Annotated in this window: 17 protein-coding genes; 9 read left to right on the top strand and 8 right to left on the bottom strand. The window is 59.2% G+C overall.

The window, feature by feature from the left end; all coding sequences use genetic code 11:
• Positions 1-106: 106 nt before the first annotated feature.
• Positions 107-2,215: an acyltransferase family protein gene (locus AB3X89_RS01350; RefSeq protein ID WP_368581451.1), complete on the bottom strand. Its 2,109-nt coding sequence runs from the start codon at positions 2,213-2,215 to the stop codon at positions 107-109.
• A 568-nt stretch (positions 2,216-2,783) separates the two neighbouring features.
• Here AB3X89_RS01350 and AB3X89_RS01345 point away from each other — a divergent pair.
• Positions 2,784-3,518: a hypothetical protein gene (locus AB3X89_RS01345; RefSeq protein WP_368581450.1), complete on the top strand. Its 735-nt coding sequence runs from the start codon at positions 2,784-2,786 to the stop codon at positions 3,516-3,518.
• Between the two features lie 35 nt (positions 3,519-3,553).
• Here AB3X89_RS01345 and AB3X89_RS01340 read toward each other — a convergent pair whose 3' ends face one another.
• The 3 genes from AB3X89_RS01340 to AB3X89_RS01330 form a co-directional block, all read right to left on the bottom strand.
• Positions 3,554-3,856 (bottom strand): DUF4148 domain-containing protein, encoded by a 303-nt coding sequence (locus AB3X89_RS01340; RefSeq protein WP_368581449.1) that lies wholly within the window; start codon positions 3,854-3,856, stop codon positions 3,554-3,556.
• Between the two features lie 187 nt (positions 3,857-4,043).
• A complete protein-coding gene (locus AB3X89_RS01335) occupies positions 4,044-4,301 on the bottom strand; it encodes an alkaline phosphatase family protein (protein WP_368581685.1) in 258 nt (85 codons plus the stop codon).
• Entirely contained in the window at positions 4,267-4,611 is a 345-nt protein-coding gene (locus tag AB3X89_RS01330) for an ABC transporter substrate-binding protein (protein ID WP_368581448.1), read from the bottom strand. The genes AB3X89_RS01335 and AB3X89_RS01330 overlap by 35 nt, the downstream gene beginning before the upstream one ends.
• Before the next feature lie 758 nt (positions 4,612-5,369).
• On the opposite strand from AB3X89_RS01330, the gene AB3X89_RS01325 reads away from it, so the two are divergent.
• Complete coding sequence (locus AB3X89_RS01325; protein WP_368581447.1) at positions 5,370-5,498, top strand: LysR family transcriptional regulator; 129 nt, start codon at positions 5,370-5,372, stop codon at positions 5,496-5,498.
• Positions 5,499-5,639: 141 nt separating this feature from the next.
• On the opposite strand, the gene AB3X89_RS01320 is transcribed toward AB3X89_RS01325, so the two are convergent.
• The gene (locus AB3X89_RS01320; protein WP_368581446.1) at positions 5,640-7,925 is read right to left on the bottom strand and encodes an NADP-dependent malic enzyme; all 2,286 of its coding nucleotides are present in this window, start codon (positions 7,923-7,925) and stop codon (positions 5,640-5,642) included.
• A 139-nt stretch (positions 7,926-8,064) separates the two neighbouring features.
• Between AB3X89_RS01320 and AB3X89_RS01315 the strand changes: the two genes are divergently transcribed.
• The 5 genes from AB3X89_RS01315 to AB3X89_RS01295 all read left to right on the top strand — a co-directional run bounded on the left by AB3X89_RS01315 (position 8,065) and on the right by AB3X89_RS01295 (position 12,927).
• A complete protein-coding gene (locus AB3X89_RS01315; RefSeq protein WP_368581684.1) occupies positions 8,065-9,042 on the top strand; it encodes a LysR family transcriptional regulator in 978 nt (325 codons plus the stop codon).
• Between the two features lie 87 nt (positions 9,043-9,129).
• Positions 9,130-10,530: an aspartate aminotransferase family protein gene (locus tag AB3X89_RS01310; RefSeq protein WP_368581445.1), complete on the top strand. Its 1,401-nt coding sequence runs from the start codon at positions 9,130-9,132 to the stop codon at positions 10,528-10,530.
• 59 nt (positions 10,531-10,589) lie between these two features.
• On the top strand, positions 10,590-11,243 hold the full coding sequence (locus AB3X89_RS01305) for a TetR/AcrR family transcriptional regulator (protein ID WP_368581444.1): 654 nt from the start codon (positions 10,590-10,592) through the stop codon (positions 11,241-11,243).
• Between the two features lie 64 nt (positions 11,244-11,307).
• Positions 11,308-12,186 (top strand): DMT family transporter, encoded by an 879-nt coding sequence (locus tag AB3X89_RS01300; RefSeq protein WP_368581443.1) that lies wholly within the window; start codon positions 11,308-11,310, stop codon positions 12,184-12,186.
• 33 nt (positions 12,187-12,219) lie between these two features.
• Complete coding sequence (locus tag AB3X89_RS01295; RefSeq protein WP_368581442.1) at positions 12,220-12,927, top strand: alpha/beta fold hydrolase; 708 nt, start codon at positions 12,220-12,222, stop codon at positions 12,925-12,927.
• 299 nt (positions 12,928-13,226) lie between these two features.
• Here the strand turns inward: AB3X89_RS01295 and AB3X89_RS01290 are convergent, their stop codons facing one another.
• The gene (locus tag AB3X89_RS01290; RefSeq protein ID WP_368581441.1) at positions 13,227-13,886 is read right to left on the bottom strand and encodes a TetR/AcrR family transcriptional regulator; all 660 of its coding nucleotides are present in this window, start codon (positions 13,884-13,886) and stop codon (positions 13,227-13,229) included.
• Between the two features lie 89 nt (positions 13,887-13,975).
• Between AB3X89_RS01290 and AB3X89_RS01285 the strand changes: the two genes are divergently transcribed.
• Positions 13,976-14,749, top strand: a complete 774-nt coding sequence (locus tag AB3X89_RS01285; RefSeq protein WP_368581440.1) for an SDR family oxidoreductase — start codon at positions 13,976-13,978, stop codon at positions 14,747-14,749.
• A gap of 312 nt (positions 14,750-15,061) precedes the next feature.
• On the opposite strand, the gene AB3X89_RS01280 is transcribed toward AB3X89_RS01285, so the two are convergent.
• Positions 15,062-15,682: a hypothetical protein gene (locus tag AB3X89_RS01280; protein WP_368581439.1), complete on the bottom strand. Its 621-nt coding sequence runs from the start codon at positions 15,680-15,682 to the stop codon at positions 15,062-15,064.
• Positions 15,679-16,080, bottom strand: a complete 402-nt coding sequence (locus AB3X89_RS01275) for a zinc ribbon domain-containing protein (protein WP_368581438.1) — start codon at positions 16,078-16,080, stop codon at positions 15,679-15,681. Before AB3X89_RS01275 ends, AB3X89_RS01280 begins: the two co-directional genes overlap by 4 nt.
• A 166-nt stretch (positions 16,081-16,246) precedes the next feature.
• Between AB3X89_RS01275 and frmR the strand changes: the two genes are divergently transcribed.
• Entirely contained in the window at positions 16,247-16,522 is a 276-nt protein-coding gene (gene frmR, locus AB3X89_RS01270) for a formaldehyde-responsive transcriptional repressor FrmR (RefSeq protein ID WP_368581437.1), read from the top strand.
• Positions 16,523-16,545 lie beyond the last annotated feature (23 nt).

The raw sequence follows: 16,545 nt of genomic DNA, 5'->3' as shown, positions 1-16,545 counted from the left end.
ACTAATCAGTTCTGGCTACAGATCGTCGGCGATCTGCATGTGGGCATCGACTTGCGCAATTTGGCCGATTGTCCCCTGACGCTATTGGCAGAGCGCTAGTCAGCGCTCAGCTCGCGGACCCCGTTTCCATAAGCTTGCTGACGACCTGCTTAAAGCTTGGCAGCAGAAGCCTGTTCGCATAGCCGCTGAGGTGATCGCCATCGAAGACGAGCGGCCGGCCGTCGGCGGTGTGCGTTGAGCAGACCGAATCTGGACACAGTGGTGGCAACGGGTCCCATACGCTAACTTCAGGGACCGCCTGCACGATGTGAGCATACGATTCGAGCACCGGCGCCCGCAAGGCTTCCAGATCCTCACGCGCGATGCTGTCGCCGCCGGAACAGATCGGATTGTCGCGATTGAACCAGTCCGAGCATCGGAACGGCTGGCTCCGAAACTCGGGTGTGGGTCCCTCCAGGATGACCTTCGCCCCTTTGGCTGCCAGTTTCTGCAAGATTGGAATGGCCTCTCGCACGCCGTCTACCCGGCTTTTCACGGCCTCTGGACCAAACATGTAGTCCCGGGCGCTCGAGTCGTCGAAGCGGGCCCACTCGTCGGAGAAACGTGGCAGTCGCAGCGAGGGCAGGAAGATCACGTCACCAGGCCTGACCTGTGCCTCGATTTGAGCGAGTGCCGCATCCGTCTCCGGCGCACAGCTCTCCACCTCATCCTGTTTGCGCGGCAGCAAAACCATGAACGGACAGCCGCCATTGTTGTACGCGAAGACCTTCACGCCAGTATCCCGGGCGAATTCGCGCAACATCCTGTTGTAGGCCATCGCATGCGAATCGCCGATCACGTACAGGCGCCCGCGATAGGTCGCCGGAAGCGAACATCCCGCACGTGAATACGTCCATATGCGCCCCCCGTTGAGCTTGGTCCTATCCCACGCGTCCAGACATCCGTCAGTGCTGGCCTCAAGGGGGCGGCTCGGATACCAGTCGTCGGCACGTTGTGACACCACGCTCAGCGACAGATTCAGCTGGGCTACCTGAATGCCTGCCCACAACAGCGCTCCGCACATCAACGCAGCTACGCCCGCACCTACGACAGCGGGACGCCGCATGCCTTTGAGGACCGCCGAGCGCCGCACCGGATTCTCGACGTAGTACCAGGACGCTGTCGCCAGTGCGAAGGTCAGTACGGCCGCAAGCACGCGCCAGACTGGCGCATCGAGCCCCGTCGTCCACCGCAGCAGCACGATCACAGGCCAGTGCCAGAGATAAAGCGAATATGAGATCTTGCCGACGAAAGTCACCGCTGGTGAAATGAGCAGCTTGTGCAGCCAATCCCGCGGCTCTCTTCCGTGCAGCGCATACAGTACGCCAAGCGTGCCGGCAACCGGCAGCAGCGCACCCGGAAAAGGAAGCTGCTGCGGGCGCAAGCCGTTGAAACCGGCCGCAAGCAGCACCAGCGAACCGCCGAGCAACACCATCGAAACCAGCGTCCCATTGCGGTCGATCACGCCGAGCGGGCGCTTCGCGAGCGCGAGCAACTGGTATAGCAGGATACCGGATGCCAATTCCCAAAAACGCCCTGGAATCAGGTAAAAGTCGATCCCTTCATTCCGCCTCGAAAGCCACCATGCGCTCAACACGGACAGAGCGAACCCGCCGGCGAACAGAACAACGCAAAGCGATTTTCTCGGACGTTTGCTCACCCACATGAAGAAAAGCAACGGAAAGATCAGGTAAAACTGCTCTTCTACCCCAAGCGACCAGGTATGCAGGTACGGGTTGAATTCGGCGCGTGGCGAAAAATAGTCATCACCGATGAACGCGAGCACCAGATTGCTCAACCCAAAGAAAGCAAAGAAGCCGGTGTATTTGTTGGTATCGCTCAGCCATGCGTTTGGAATGAACAGTGCTGAAAACAAGCCGGTCACCAGCAGGCACACCACCAGCGCTGGCACGATCCGCTGCACTCGACGCGAATAGAAATAGAACACGAAGCGCGAAAATTGCATTGATTCGAGATTTCCAACTGAAGCGCTGACAACAAACCCGGAAACCACGAAAAAGACGTCGACTCCCGCAAGCCCGCCGGGCAGCCACTGCGCGTACATGTGATAAACGATAACCGACAATACTGCGACCGCACGCAAACCGTCGATGTATGGCGCGTGCGCGGGACGGGCGAGTTGCGGCGCAGTAGTAGCGCTATGGCGTGGATTCATGGCATGAGGGTTGATGAGGTCGGAATCCGTGGACGCCAACGGGTTTAGCAGCGATCTTGTTCAGATAGAGCGCTGCGAGAAAACCGCAGGAGCCAGATGGTCGAGCTGCGCTTGTGTCCGCTGCCGGTTACAAAGGATCTCGATGTAACAACCAGAAAAAGCGAAGGTGCCGTTGCCCTTCCTCTCGTTTGCTTTTGCGTACGATTCTGACGTAAAAAATCTGGGGAAATGTATAGGCCCGCGATGTGTTTCGTGCGCTGCCCCTCAGAAGCGATAAGAAATCTGTCGGACTTCGGTAAGGCTATGACCCACATTCGCGCTCTTAACTTAATCCGGACGTTCTGCGTGAGCCGGCACTTCGTGCCGCCTAAACCTGCTGCTTGTCGACTCCGGACGCGCGCAATAGTGTTCGAGGTCCTCGTGGATCGGCAAGGGCGTTGCTCCCCGTTGCAGTTCTAAAGTTCATAGCAGTGATGCCGATAAACGGTTTGCCGGTTCCTGATTTCCCGGGATGGTCATTATTCAAAGGCGCTGGGCGTCGACGCTCTCAATCCACAGATACAGAATCATGAAGACCAAAGCACTTTCAAAGTTCTTACTCGCCGCGGGGTTTGTCGTCACAACACTGCTCACCGGTTGCGCTTCGCTTCCGAAAAACGACCTTGCCGCCAGCAATCGACAAAAGCTCCATACGATCGCCATGTTGGACGTCAAGGAACCGCGCGGAGAGAGCGTGGTGAACTTCGGTGGCGCTGCCGGAGCATTTGGACTGATTGGTGGATTGGTGCAAGCAGGGGTCAACGCCAATCATACGAGTACGTACACGCAGCGTGTGGCGAGCGAAAAAATCGTTTTCGCTCCCGTTGTTGACAATGGGCTTACAGAGCGACTTTCCAATGCCGGCTATCAGATCGTTGCGTTGCATGGCCAGAGCGTCAAGCTCGCAAGCGATGGCAAGTCAGACGACTTCTCAGATATCAAGACCGACGCGGATGCCATCCTGAATGTATGGATTACTTCGTTTGGCTATGCATCCCCACCGAATACGAGCGACTTCATTCCGTGGGTCGTTATCCGTGCGCGCCTGCTCGATTCGAAGTCCATGCAGGACATGTACTTTAAGACATTCGCTTGCGGCTGGGACATCAAGGCCAATTCGATTCATATCGAAGCAGACGCCAAATATCGTTTTGGCAGCTTCGGCACGCTGACCGACCAGTTCGACCAGTCGGTAGCAGGCCTCAAGGATTGCGAACAGGCGGTCGTCGCAGCAATCGGTCAGGATTTGACGAAGACGCAGTAAGCGGTTGATAGCCGAAGACGGCTGGCCAACCGCAATCATTGCAGCAGGCACTCGGTTTGGAACCAATAGTCGACCAGGCGCTGGGCCGCTTGCAGATCATCCGGATAGTACGGGTCGTCATTCCACGGCGACGGGTCGTAACCGGCTTTCCTCAGAGCCGCGAGTTCATTCTGGTGCTGTGCCAAGGTCGGAGGCGCGTTGGTTTTGAGCGCCGCCAGATCGCGGCACTCTGCTGGGCTGAGATGCCGCCCGGTATATGGCGTGCCGCCGACGACACAGCCAGCGAGCAAAAGCACCGCGGCAGGAAGTGTCAATCGTGTTTTAAGCGACTTGGTCATAGTGCGTGGACTTCCCTTCGATTGCATGATAGTACGTCGTCGCCAAGTGCGACCGCATGAAACCCCTGATTTACGTCGGACTGGCCCGTCTTCAACTCCCCGTTGAACGTGGTCTTGAATGACACCTTATCGTCGCCCGCGAGACCAGGCGGGGAACCGGCTGTCGCCGAGGTGTTCAGCGCGCTGCTCAGGCTGGGTACGCATTGCGCGCTGAAACAGCCGGCGAGTAAGCCTTGTGCGAATCGAACTTTTCCGCCAGCAGTTGCAAGATCGAAGTATGGTCGAGGTCGCCCGAAAACACGCCGCCCGCCGACACGTAGGGCGACACGGGAATCGCGGGAACGCGTAGCCCTGTCGTTTCGAAAGCGAAGCCAGCGACGTTACAGGGAAGGCGAAGCGGCGAAACGTGGTCAAAAAAACCGCCATGCTCGCACCGTCTTCGGATTCTTGCTGATGAAGTCCTGCGTCGCGAATAGGCTGGACTCGGGGTAATCGGAGCCGAACACCTTGACGTTGCCCTCGGCCGTGCGCATGTTCTCGAGCGGCTTGAGGCTGCCGTCCTTCGTCAGGATCGTGGCACTCGGATCGTTGACGATCAGCGCATCGAATTGCCCTGCCCGCACCGCCGCGACTGCGCCCGCCGCCTGGCCCACACCGATGATCGCCACGTCCGTCGGCTGCAGCCCCGCCTTATGCAGAATGTAGTTGACCGCCATGTGCGTGCTCGAACCCGGCGCGCTCACGCCGATACGCATGCCCTTCAGGTCCTTCGCCGCTTGACTTTGCCCTGGCGCTTCTGGGACACGCCGAAGATCCAGCCCGGACAGATCTTGTCGCAAAGCGTCCGCGGACCAGCCGTCGCCTGGTCTGGTTGCATTGCTTCGTCGCGCTCCATCAATGTGGTTGATGCCGATGTGAGAGCATCATGCCCGAGGCCATACGGGTTGGACGTGGTCTTTTGGCAAGGCACCATCACCGATCGCGATGACGCAGATCTCTTCGATCGACTCTCCGAATTCAGACTCGATGAATGTGAAGACCTCCATCGATATGCAAAGCGTCTCCGGTGCTAAACGGCAAACAGCCCAACGCCAACGACGCGACGGCCTTGCCGATCTCGTCCACTGTCCTCCATCGCGCGATTGGCGAAAATCCTCGTCGAATCTTCTCGTCGTCGTCGGCCTGTGCGACTTCCGTCATTCTGGTTCGAAAAATTCACGGCCGTATCTCGTACACCGGTACGCCAAGCTCGCCGAGTCCGGCGGCGAAAAGTTTCGTTACCGTGGTCAATGCCTACTTCGAGATGCAGTACTCCGCTCTGTTGGGAGCGATCAGAAATGCGTCGCCGAGGAGATATTGATGATCGAACGGGCGTGTCCCCCGGCATCGGCGCTCCCAACTAAACGGCGCGCCAGCCGTTGCGGCAGAAAGAATGTGCCACGCATTCGATCGAGGGAAATCCCTTATTCAGCGAAAGTCGATCCCGCACGTATCCGGCTCGACCTGAAATCTGATGGGAGTATTCGATCCTGTCATGACCGCGAGGTATGTCACGCGGGCCGCAGAAAGGCTTGAGATTACGCAGTCGTCCGTCAGCGATCTTCCGAACCAACTGCGCGAGCCATTGAGGATGAGCTATTGAGAAGTCCGCCAGTTGTAGCCATGATGGCCGTCGCCCGGCTTATCGAAGCAGGTTGTCAACGAAGAGACGCAACCCAGGATCCAAAGTCATTCAACCAGGCCAGCGTGAACTTCCTTGACGACAGCTCGCTACCTCCGCCGCCTAGTCGCGATTTGCCTGCAACACCGTGAGCGCGGCCATATTGATGATTCGACGAACCGTCGAACTGGACGTCAGTATGTTGACGGGCGCGTTGACGCCGAGCAGGAACGGCCCCACGGCGACATTACTTCCTGCCTCGGTCTTCAGCAGGTTATACGCAATATTTGCCGAGTCGACATTCGGACAGACCAGCAGATTGGCCGCGCCCTTCAGTCGCGACGTGGGCAAAACACGCTGACGCAGCGCTTCATCCAGCGCGCAATCTCCGTGCATTTCGCCGTCGATCTCGAGGTCGGGTGCCTTTTCGCTGACGAGTGCGAGTACTTTGCGCATCTTCTCTCCCGACGCGGAACTGCCCGAGCCAAAGTTCGAACGCGATAACAACGCAACTTTGGGCGACAGATTCAACCATGCCATTTGCGCTGAGGCCGCAATGGTGAACTCCGCGATCTGTTCGGCAGTCGGGTTGTCGTTGACGTGTGTATCGACGAGTGCCAGCGTGCGCTTGTCGAGCAGCAGGATATTCATGGCCGCATAAGTTTGTGCGTCGGGTTTCCTGCCGATCACTTCGTCGATGAAGCGCAGATGCTTGTGATAAGCACCGACGGTGCCGCATATCATCCCGTCCGCGTCGCCCAGTCGTACCATCATGGCGCCGATCAGCGTCAGGCGGCGGCGCATTTCAACGCGCGCCATTTCCTTCGTAATTCCATCGCGGCACCGCAGTTCCCAATACGTCGTCCAGTATTGGTGAAAGCGTTCGTCGTTTTCTGGATTCGTGACCTCGACGTCCTCGCCCAGCTTCAGCCGCAGCCCGAATTTCTCTATTCTCGACAGCAGCACTTCCGGCCGGCCGACAAGAATCGGCCGCGCCAGCTTCTCGTCGACGATCACCTGAACCGCCCTCAAAACACGCTCCTCCTCGCCCTCGGTGAAAACGATGCGCGAGTTCCCACCCTCGCGCACGAATTGCTTCGCGGCCGAGAACAGCGGTTTCATGAACGCGCCGGAGTGATAGACGAACTGCTGAAGCTGATCCGCGTAAGCGTCGAAATCGGCAATCGGGCGCGTAGCCACGCCGTCCTCCATCGCGGCCTTTGCGACCGCGGGTGCGATGCGCACGATAAGCCGCGAATCGAACGGCTTTGGAATCAGATACTGCGGCCCGAAGGAAAGATCGTACGCACCATAGGCGGCGGCGACGGAGTCGTTCGGTTCCTCTTGCGCGAGGCCGGCAATCGCTTGAACGGCGGCCACTTCCATGTTCCGCGTGATGGTGGTCGCACCAACGTCGAGCGCACCGCGGAACACATAGGGAAAGCACAGGACATTGTTGACCTGATTCGGATAGTCCGAACGGCCCGTCGCGATCACCGCGTCATCACGGGCCTCGCGCACTTTCTCGGGAAAGATCTCCGGCGTCGGATTGGCGAGCGCGAGAATCAGCGGACGCGGCCCCATCTGCTTCACCATCTCCGCGGTCAGCACGCCACCCACCGAAAGACCAAGGAACACGTCGGCGCCTTCGATGACATCGGACAGCAGCCGCGCCGACGTGGCCTGTGCAAAGCGCGCCTTGTCGGGGTCCATCGCTGCCTTGCGTCCTTGATAGACCACACCTTCGATGTCGGTCACCCAGACGTTTTCGCGCGGCAGCCCGAGATCGACCATCAGTTCGAGACACGCGAGCGCCGCGGCACCTGCGCCTGAAGTGACGACCTTCACCTTCGAGATGTCCTTGCCCACCACTTTCAGACCGTTGAGAAACGCAGCGGACACGGTGATCGCAGTACCGTGCTGGTCGTCATGGAAAACGGGAATCTTCATACGGTCGCGCAGCTTTTGCTCGACGATAAAGCAATCGGGCGCCTTGATGTCCTCCAGATTGATCCCGCCAAATGTTGCTTCGAGACTCGCGATAATATCCACGAGCTTGTTGGGATCGCTCTCGGTAATTTCGATGTCGAAGACGTCAATGCCCGCGAACTTCTTGAACAGGACCGCCTTGCCCTCCATCACCGGCTTGGACGCAAGCGCACCGATATTGCCGAGACCCAGCACCGCCGAGCCGTTCGTGATCACGCCGACCAGGTTCCCTCGGCTCGTGTAGCGAAACGACTCGCGCGGGTCCGCCGCGATTTCCTCGCATGCGACGGCGACGCCGGGCGTATAGGCGAGTGCGAGATCCCGTTGCGTGACGAGCGGTTTGCTTGCGCTCACCGATATCTTCCCCCGCGTAGGAAACTCGTGATACTGCAGGGCTGCCTCGCGTTCGGTCCTGTCCATTTGTGCCGTGCTCCTATGTGTGCGCCGGGCCCATCCCGGCTGATCGCCATGGAACACATTCTAGGAACGAGGCATGCGAGGTTTATTTTGTTTTATTATCGGGGCATCACCTTTTGGTTATGTCTGGATTCGCCCTATCGTGTCATTCAACACGGACGAAGTGATAAGGCGCTTGAGTGCACGCCTGAAAATGCGCCATCTCATGTTGCTGCTGCAAATACGGCAACATGGCTCTCTCACACGCGTAGCCGAGCACATGGCGAGCAGTCAGCCAGCCATCACGAATGCGCTCGCTGAACTGGAAGATATGTTCGGTGGTTCGCTGTTCGAGCGTTCGTCACGCGGCATGATTCCGACCGCGCTCGGCACGACCGTCCTCTCACGCGCTGAGTCGATGCTGCACGATCTCGACCACCTCGCATCCGATGTCGGCGCGCTGATCTCCGGTCACGCGACGCGGTTTCACATCGGCGTGATTTCCTTCATTTCAGGAAAGACTCTGGCGGCGGCAATCCGTCATACGCAGTCGCAGATTACGCAGGGGCTCACTTTTTCCATCCACGAAGGCACGAGCGAAGGGCTAATGTCCCAATTGCGCGACCATACACTCGACATTGTGATCGGACGTGCATCGTCGAGCGTCGATCTCGATGATCTTCATTTCGAAGTGATTCATCAGCAAAAACCCCGTTTGATCGCTTCCCGGCGCCTCGCTGCCAGACTCTCACGCAGCGCAATGAACTGGCGAAAACTCGCCGAACTCGACTGGATTCTCGGTGCATCGCAAACCCCGATGCGCGACCAGATATCCGATCTGTTCCTGCACGCCGGCGTCACACCGCCCTTTCCTGTTGTCGAAAGCCTATCGCCGCGGCTGATTGGCGAGACGGTCGCATTGAACGAGAACGCCGTGTCCATCATGCCGGCAGACATCGCGGAAGAACTCGTACGGATTGCGGGCGTGGCGATTGTCCCCTATGCGTTCGACTGGACCTTGCCACCCGTAGCGCTGTTCACCCGCCCGGGTATTCCGCGCGACATAGACACGATTTTCGCTGCATCATTGCGCGCGCAATATCAGACCAAGGTAGTGAGCGACCCAGCGTCGCTCGGGTAGCGTTGGTCGCAAGTCGCTGCTCGACAAACGTGACCGGTTTCTATTGCGCCCGCATGGTCGTATGCCTAAACCTCCGGAACGAACCATATGAAACTCGACGAAAGTGCAAAAGCAGCCGGACTGACCCCGACCGCTGAACTGCTGCAGGACGCCGGGCAACGTGCGCTCGCTTATGTTCAGTCTGTGCATGACAGGCCGGTCAACGTTTCTACTCAGGCATTGCAAGGCCTGAATGACTTCCGGCACACATTGCCGGACGCCGGGCTGGATGCACGTGAAGTCTTGCGCCGCCTCGACGAGGCTGGGTCCCCCGCTACCGTCGCGACAACGGGCGGACGGTACTTCGGTTTGGTGATCGGCGGCGCGCTGCCCGCAACGATCGCAGCGAACTGGCTCGCGACTGCCTGGGATCAAAACGCGTGCTTTCGATGGACTTCGCCGATTGCGGCAACGCTCGAAGACGTTGCGCTACGCTGGATCGGCGATCTGTTCGGCTTGCCGGACGACGTCGCAGGAGCCTTCGTTACGGGCGCGTCGATGGCCAACTTTGCGGCGCTGGCAGCAGCACGCCACGCGCTGCTATCCCGCCTGGGCTGGGACGTGGAGGCGAAGGGACTCTACGGCGCTCCGGAACTCCGTATAGTCGTCAGTAAAGAGACTCACGTGACCGTTTCCAAGGCGTTGTCGATGTTAGGACTCGGACGCGAGCGGGTCATCGTAGTGCCAACAGATCACCAGGGCCGGATGCGAGTCAGCGAACTTCCGGAACTGGATGAGCAAACGATCGTGTGCATCCAGGCTGGCAACGTCAATACCGGCGATTTCGATCCGGCGCGCGAGATATGCCGCCTCGCGAGGAAAGCCGGTGCCTGGGTCCATGTTGATGGTGCATTCGGGCTATGGGCGCTTGCAAATCGTCAGTTCGACAGTCTGACGGATGGCGTGGCCGAAGCCGACTCCTGGGCGACGGATGGGCATAAATGGCTCAACGTACCGTATGACAATGGCATCGTTCTAGTGCGCAGAGCCGCCACTCTGCGTGCGGCAATGTCGTTGAATGCCGCGTACCTGGCAGAGGGCGACGCGACTGAGCGGGAACCGTCGTACTACACGCCGGAATCCTCGAGACGAGCGCGCGGTGTGGATATCTGGGCGGCGCTTCTTAACCTGGGCAAAGATGGCGTTGCGGGGCTAGTCGAACGTACCTGCCGGTATGCCCGAATGTTTGCCCAAGGTCTCGAGGCCAGTGGCTTTGAAATCCTGAATCGTGTCGTACTCAACCAGGTGATCGTCTCATTTGGTACGCCGGAGGTGACGCGCGCCGTGATCAACCGTCTTCAGGCCGAGGGCATTTGCTGGTGTGGCGGCACAGTATGGCAGGGCCGCGTCGCCATGCGAATCAGTGTCTCCAGTTGGGCCACCACTGACGCGGATGTGCAAACGAGCCTTCGGGCAATGATTCGCGCCGCGCAAGTCTGCGTGCCGTGACGAAACACGAACCACCGTAGAGCGTGCGTGCTCATACAGATGAGCTTTGCAAATCTTCATTGACTTTTCTGGACTGCGCGGTTTATAAATTGAGCATGCGTAACGTAAACTCCATCACCGACCGGCAGCGAGGACGTCCCCGCGAGTTCGACGTCGACCACACTATCGAGCGTGCAATGCAGGTCTTCTGGACGCTCGGCTATCAAGGCACGTCTTTGCCGGACCTGATGCAAGCGACCGGGCTCTCCCGAGGGAGTCTGTACGCAGCCTTTGGCGACAAACACGGTCTTTTCCTGCTCGCCCTCGATCACTACATCGTGCAGGCGCTCAAACGTCTCGACTTTGAGCTTGCCTCAGGGCAGAAAGCTCTGGCGGGGCTAAAGGCGTGTATGGACGGCTACGTCGAGCGTACCAATGGTGCTGCCGGCAAGCGCGGCTGCCTGGTTGTGGCTACAGCGATGGAATTGGCGGCGCATGATCACGAGGTTTCGAACCGGATCGCCTATTTCTTTAGGGCGATGGAGGCCCGGTTGGTCAAAGCGTTGAAGCACGCCCAGAAGGAAGGCGATCTGGGCAGGAACGTTAGCCCTGAGGCGGCCGCTCACGTGCTGGTTTGCTTTCTCGAAGGGCTTCGTGTCGTTCGCAAGACAGGAATCGAATCTGACAGGGCAAGGGATGCCGTGCAGACACTGATCAGCAGTCTGGCACGTTGACTGCTGACGATGAGGCGCGACGCATTTCTCGCGTCTATTTATGGACTGATTGGTTTAGTTATCAATGGAAGCTATTCATATAGCAGCGGCGCTGCTTGTTCCTTTGCTGTGGGGATTTCAATTTGTCGTCGTAAAAGCGGGGCTCACGGTGCTGCCACCGCTCTTCTTCGCGGGCCTGCGATTTGCCGTGATTGCCGCGATTCTTATTCCGTTCGTGGCACGAATTCGGGGCCCGGAGATTTGGCCGATCTTCCTGATTTCCTGTTTCATGGGAGGGGTGAATTTCGCGTGTTCATTCATAGGATTGACGCAATCGCCGGCGGGAATCGCCGGGATTGCCAATCAGCTTTGGACGCCCTTTACCCTGATGCTTGCCTGGCCAATGCTTGGAGAGAGGCCCTCTGCCCGAATGGTGATCGGCGTCGGCTTCGCGCTGTGCGGTGTGGCCCTGTCAATCGCCGATCCGGGGTTGAAGGTCTCGACCATTCCGACTCTATTCGTGATCGGGTCTGCCTTCGGGTTGGCGATGGGCAACGTACTCGCAAAGAAATTCGGCCCTTTCGACCCTGTGATGCTCTTCGCCTGGGTATCGCTCTTCACGGCATTCCAGCTTCTTGGACTTTCGATGATCGTGGAAGGTGGGCAGATCGACGCGCTTCAGAGGGCGTCGAGTTCTGAGTGGCTGGCTTTCGCCTTTACCGTGATGCTCGGCGGAATCGTCGCATTTACGATCTGGTTCTGGCTTATAGCCCGATTCTCGATGGCTCGGGTTGCCCCCTACGCGTTGCTTCAATCATTCTTCGCAATTGGCGCTGGCGTCGCCTTCAGGCATGAACCCATTACCCCTACGCTGATTTTGGGCGCCATTATCTGCGTTTTCGGAGTCGCGCTCAGCCAGTGGCCGATCTCCACCAAGCCGCGTACCGGAGACGGGGCACAGTGAATCGCTCACAAGGAAACAGAAGGAACAATCGTCATGGCGAAATTCGTGCTAGTTCATGGTGCTTTTCAGGGCGGCTGGGTGTACGCAAGAGTCGCCCGCCAGCTTCGCGAGGCCGGACATGATGTCTACACTCCCACGCTGACCGGCCTCGGCGAACGCTCTCACCTGGCCGACCGGGCGATCAACCTGGACACTCACATTCAGGACATTGTTAACGTCTTCAAGTACGAGGACATCACCGACGCAATCTTGTGCGGTCACTCGTATGGCGGCCTCGTCATAACTGGTGTAGCGCATGAAATCGGGGAGCGCATCCGCAGGCTTTTCTATCTCGATGCCTACGCGCCAGCCGATGGGCAGTCACTTGTCGATATTACCGGCGCCGAGACCGCGCTGGCTTTCCTCACGCAGGCGGGCCAATCCGGCGGAATGATTCCGCCTATTCCAGCAGCCCTATTCAATGTAAATGAAGCAGACGCCGCCTGGGTCGACAGGATGTCGGTGCCGCAGCCCCTGGCCACGTTCGTTCAAGGCGTCCGCGCAGGAGCGGATTCGGCACCCGTTGCTAACCGCACCTATGTATTCGCGAGCGATAACGGAGGCGATTGGTTTGTCGAGACGTATGCCCGATTGAAGGACGCCCCCCGATGGAAGGTCCACGATATTCCGTGTGGTCACTCCATCATGCTGGATCGTCCGGCGGACCTGGCTGCGCTACTGCTGGCGGAAGCGACGCATTGAGGTCTCGCGGTTCAGATTGCCCCAACGTCTTAAGGACGGCGCTATCGCCGGCGAGACATGAACCCGGTACCCGCATCGAGCAGTCAACTTTCCGAATCGCCACACACGATAAGCCAACCCGCTATATGTTGTTTACCGGTGCGAGTCGCGGAATCGGACATGCGACCGTAAAACTGTTCCAGAAGCATAGCTGGAAGGTTTTCACTATTTCGCGGCAACCCATCTCCGAAGACTGCAAGTGGCCGGCCGCGCGGGATTCGCATATCCAGGCAGACCTTGCCAATTCCGGACCCATGCACTCACGCAACCGGTTTCCTGCGACGAGGTTGAGGTTGAGGTTGAGGTTGAGGTTGAGGTTGAGGCCATGCCGACAGCGCAATATCAGCCAGTCGCTTCAATATTGCCCTGCATGCCCCGTCGCAGGCTTGCGCCGACATGCCTTGCACGACCGCCTCGTAAAAGCGGGCGAGAGCTTCAGTGTCGGTCTCCGGGGCAAGCTCACCCTCGGCGACGGCACGGTCAAAGCGTGCCTTGACGGCCTGGAACCAGGACTCCCGCCGCTCGGCGACCGCCCGTGCGACGGATTCGCTCTTTTCGGCATATTGAAGAACAGCCGTCGAAATCATGCAGCCGCGCGGCCTTCCGGGGTCGGTAAAGCGTGCCGCGGCGTCGTGCAGGTAGAACGCTATCGCATCGTAGGCGGGCATGTCTCCTTGCAGCGCTTCCAGCCACTTCCCGTTCTCACGCTTGCTGATGTGGTCGACCGCCTGTCTATAAAGCTCCTCCTTTGAGCCGAACGTTGCGTAGAGGGACGGCGGCGGAATACCCATGGCCTCGGTCAGATCGGCTATCGAGGTGCCCTCGTATCCATGCTCCCAGAACAGCCGCGCGGCGACATCAAGCCCCACGTCGCGCTCCAGCAACCTCGGTCTGCCACGTTTTCGGGCGGGGTGACTCATTTTGTAACGATTCCTATAAAAAACATTGACAGCGTGTTTTCAGCGTTATTAATATAACGATCACTATTCAATTCGAAAAGGAATGAATGATGTCTGGAAAACTTTCAGGTAAAACGGCCATCATAACGGGAAGCTCGCGGGGTATCGGCCGTGCTGTGGCGCTGGCCTTCGCGCGAGAAGGAGCCGCGCTCATCGGCGTGCACTACGGCAGCAACGCGGATGCTGCTCACGCCACCGTTCGCGAGATCGAGGCCCTCGGAGCAAAAGCCATCGCCATCAAAGCGGACTTGAGCCGCGGGAAGCAAGCAACGGACAGTATCTGGGAGCAGTTCAAGGCAGCCGCGATTGCCGCCACCGGTGAGCCGCGGTTTGACATTCTGGTCAACAACGCCGGCATTGCACCGGGGATTCCCTTGTCTGAAACCAGTGAGGCGACCTTCGACGAGGTGCTCACGGTCAACTTCAAGGCACCGTTCTTTCTGATCCAGGCCGTTTCCGATCACATTCGCGACAATGGACGAATCATCAACGTTTCGACGGGCTTTACGCGTGTCGCCGCTCCAACGCATCCCGCGTACGCCGCATCGAAAGGTGCCGTTGAGACCCTGACGCTGGCGCTTGCCCCTGAGTTCGGGCGTCGCGGCATCACGGTCAATACGGTCATGCCGGGCGTGACGGACACGGACATGAATGCGGAGTGGCTAACCGTGCCCGAAGCGCGCGCCGGCGCGGAGGCGATGTCGGTATTCTCGCGAGTAGGTCGAGCTGACGACGTCGCTGACGTCATCACCTTCCTGGCTTCGAATGACGCACGCTGGACTACGGGACAGGTGATCGACGCGACAGGCGGCGCCCGGCTCTAAGCATTGCGCCCGGTAAATCCACCGAGCGCACTAGTTCCAACTGCTGTGCTCCAATCGGTGCCATCTGCTGCTTCGTTTTCATCGCCGCGAGATCAACAATGGCATCAACGTGGTCCGGGATCTCCAGTGTACGACTTCAACGACCGAACCATGTTGGGCATGCTGCATTGATCCCGGGAATAAGCACCCCGAAGTGCAGAACTTGCGGCAACTTCGCAGCGCGCGGCGAGTACGACCCCGGCGGTTCGCTGCCGGGGTCTCCTTTTCAAGCCCCATCGCTGAGGTCTGCGAGCCCCGCTCTCCCGTCCGGGTCTACCGCGATCCCGGCGTCTCCGACGCGAGCCGCCACGTGAGATTCCCGCGAGCACGCATCTCGCATCTCGCGTGGAAATAGTCCGTGAAATAGATGCGAGGTCGTGCAAGCAGGCTGCCGAGGAACTTTCGTTCCTGCAAGTCATACGCGAGGTCGTCGAGGTCGGAGCGCTCTCTGCGCACGCGCACTCCTTCCGCCAGAAACCGGGATCTCGCGGCGCCTAGCACAGCGAGGTCGATGTCGCACGTAAAGCGTTCATCGAGTTCTTCCGGCGCGCCGGTATGACGGGTAGCGAGGACCATTTCGCAGATGCGCTGACACATCGCAATGCGATCGCCGGCCGAGCGTCGAAGCCAGTCCGCGCTGCGCTGTTCGTTGTCGCTTGCGCCTGGAACATAGATGATGTCGTGGCACCACAGCGCAAGTTCCACGAGATCAGGATGCGGAATCGCGCTGCGCGCCACATCGAAATAGCGCAGACAGCGGCGAACGTGACGCAGCGTGTGATAGTGACGAATGGGTTCGCCGTAACGTTGCGCGAGGTCGGCATAGACCGCCTCAGCGCGTGCGCCGCCGCAGCGCGTCCACAACTCGACGAAGCGTTCCTGCAAGTGGGTCATCTCTGCTCCTTCGCGCACTTCGGCTCACTACGACTGCCAGACGCTTTAGTCAGCAGGCTGCTCAGAGAAACTCCGCGCGAATGTCGATGCTGGAGCGTCGACAGATATCCGCGTAGTGCCGCGCGAGTTTCGCCTCTTGCTTCCATCGCGACGTGCTCGGCACGGATACGCTCGGCAAGATGATGGGGCGTGTAGTTGACCGGTGCAGGCGGTGGTTGCTGGACGGAGCTCGCCGGCTCCGGCGTTTCGCTGAGCGGCGCCCCGCACTTGCTACAGAATCGGGCGGTTGCGGCGGACCCGCGCCCGCAACGGGGACACACGCACGTCAGCATGGTCACGCAGGCTTCGCAGACCCTGGCCCTGCTGAGATTATCGAATCCGCAGTTTGTGCAGCGCATACAACCTCGCCGCGGCACGACCAGTAGGAATTCATTATGCGCCGGATGCACCACGGTAGCAGTCCGGCTATTCACCTGGTATTTCGGCCGCCGAATCCCCGGAAAGCTATACTCCCCAAAAGTATTGTCCTATACTGCCCCCTAGTATCCACACATCGTCGCTGTCATGCCTCATTCCGTCGAAGAAAAGAAACGCGTCCTGACACGCGTGCGCAGGGTCCGCGGCCAGCTGGACGCGCTCGAGCGCGCGCTGCAGGATGGCGCCGATTGCGCTCCGGTGCTCCAGCAACTGGCTGCCATCCGCGGCGCGATCAACGGGGTGATGGCCGGTGTGCTCGAAAGTCATCTGCGCGAGGAGTTCACGCACCTTGCGGGATCCGCGGATGCCCCATCGGGGTCGATCGACGATGTCGTGACCCTCGTTCGAACCTATCTACGCTAGTTGAATGCGGGATTTCCAACCCG

Origin of the sequence: Paraburkholderia sp. BR14320 (genome assembly GCF_040948665.1) — a bacterium.
Taxonomy (GTDB): Bacteria; Pseudomonadota; Gammaproteobacteria; order Burkholderiales; family Burkholderiaceae; genus Paraburkholderia; species Paraburkholderia youngii.
This window is presented reverse-complemented; position numbering and strand designations above follow the sequence as displayed.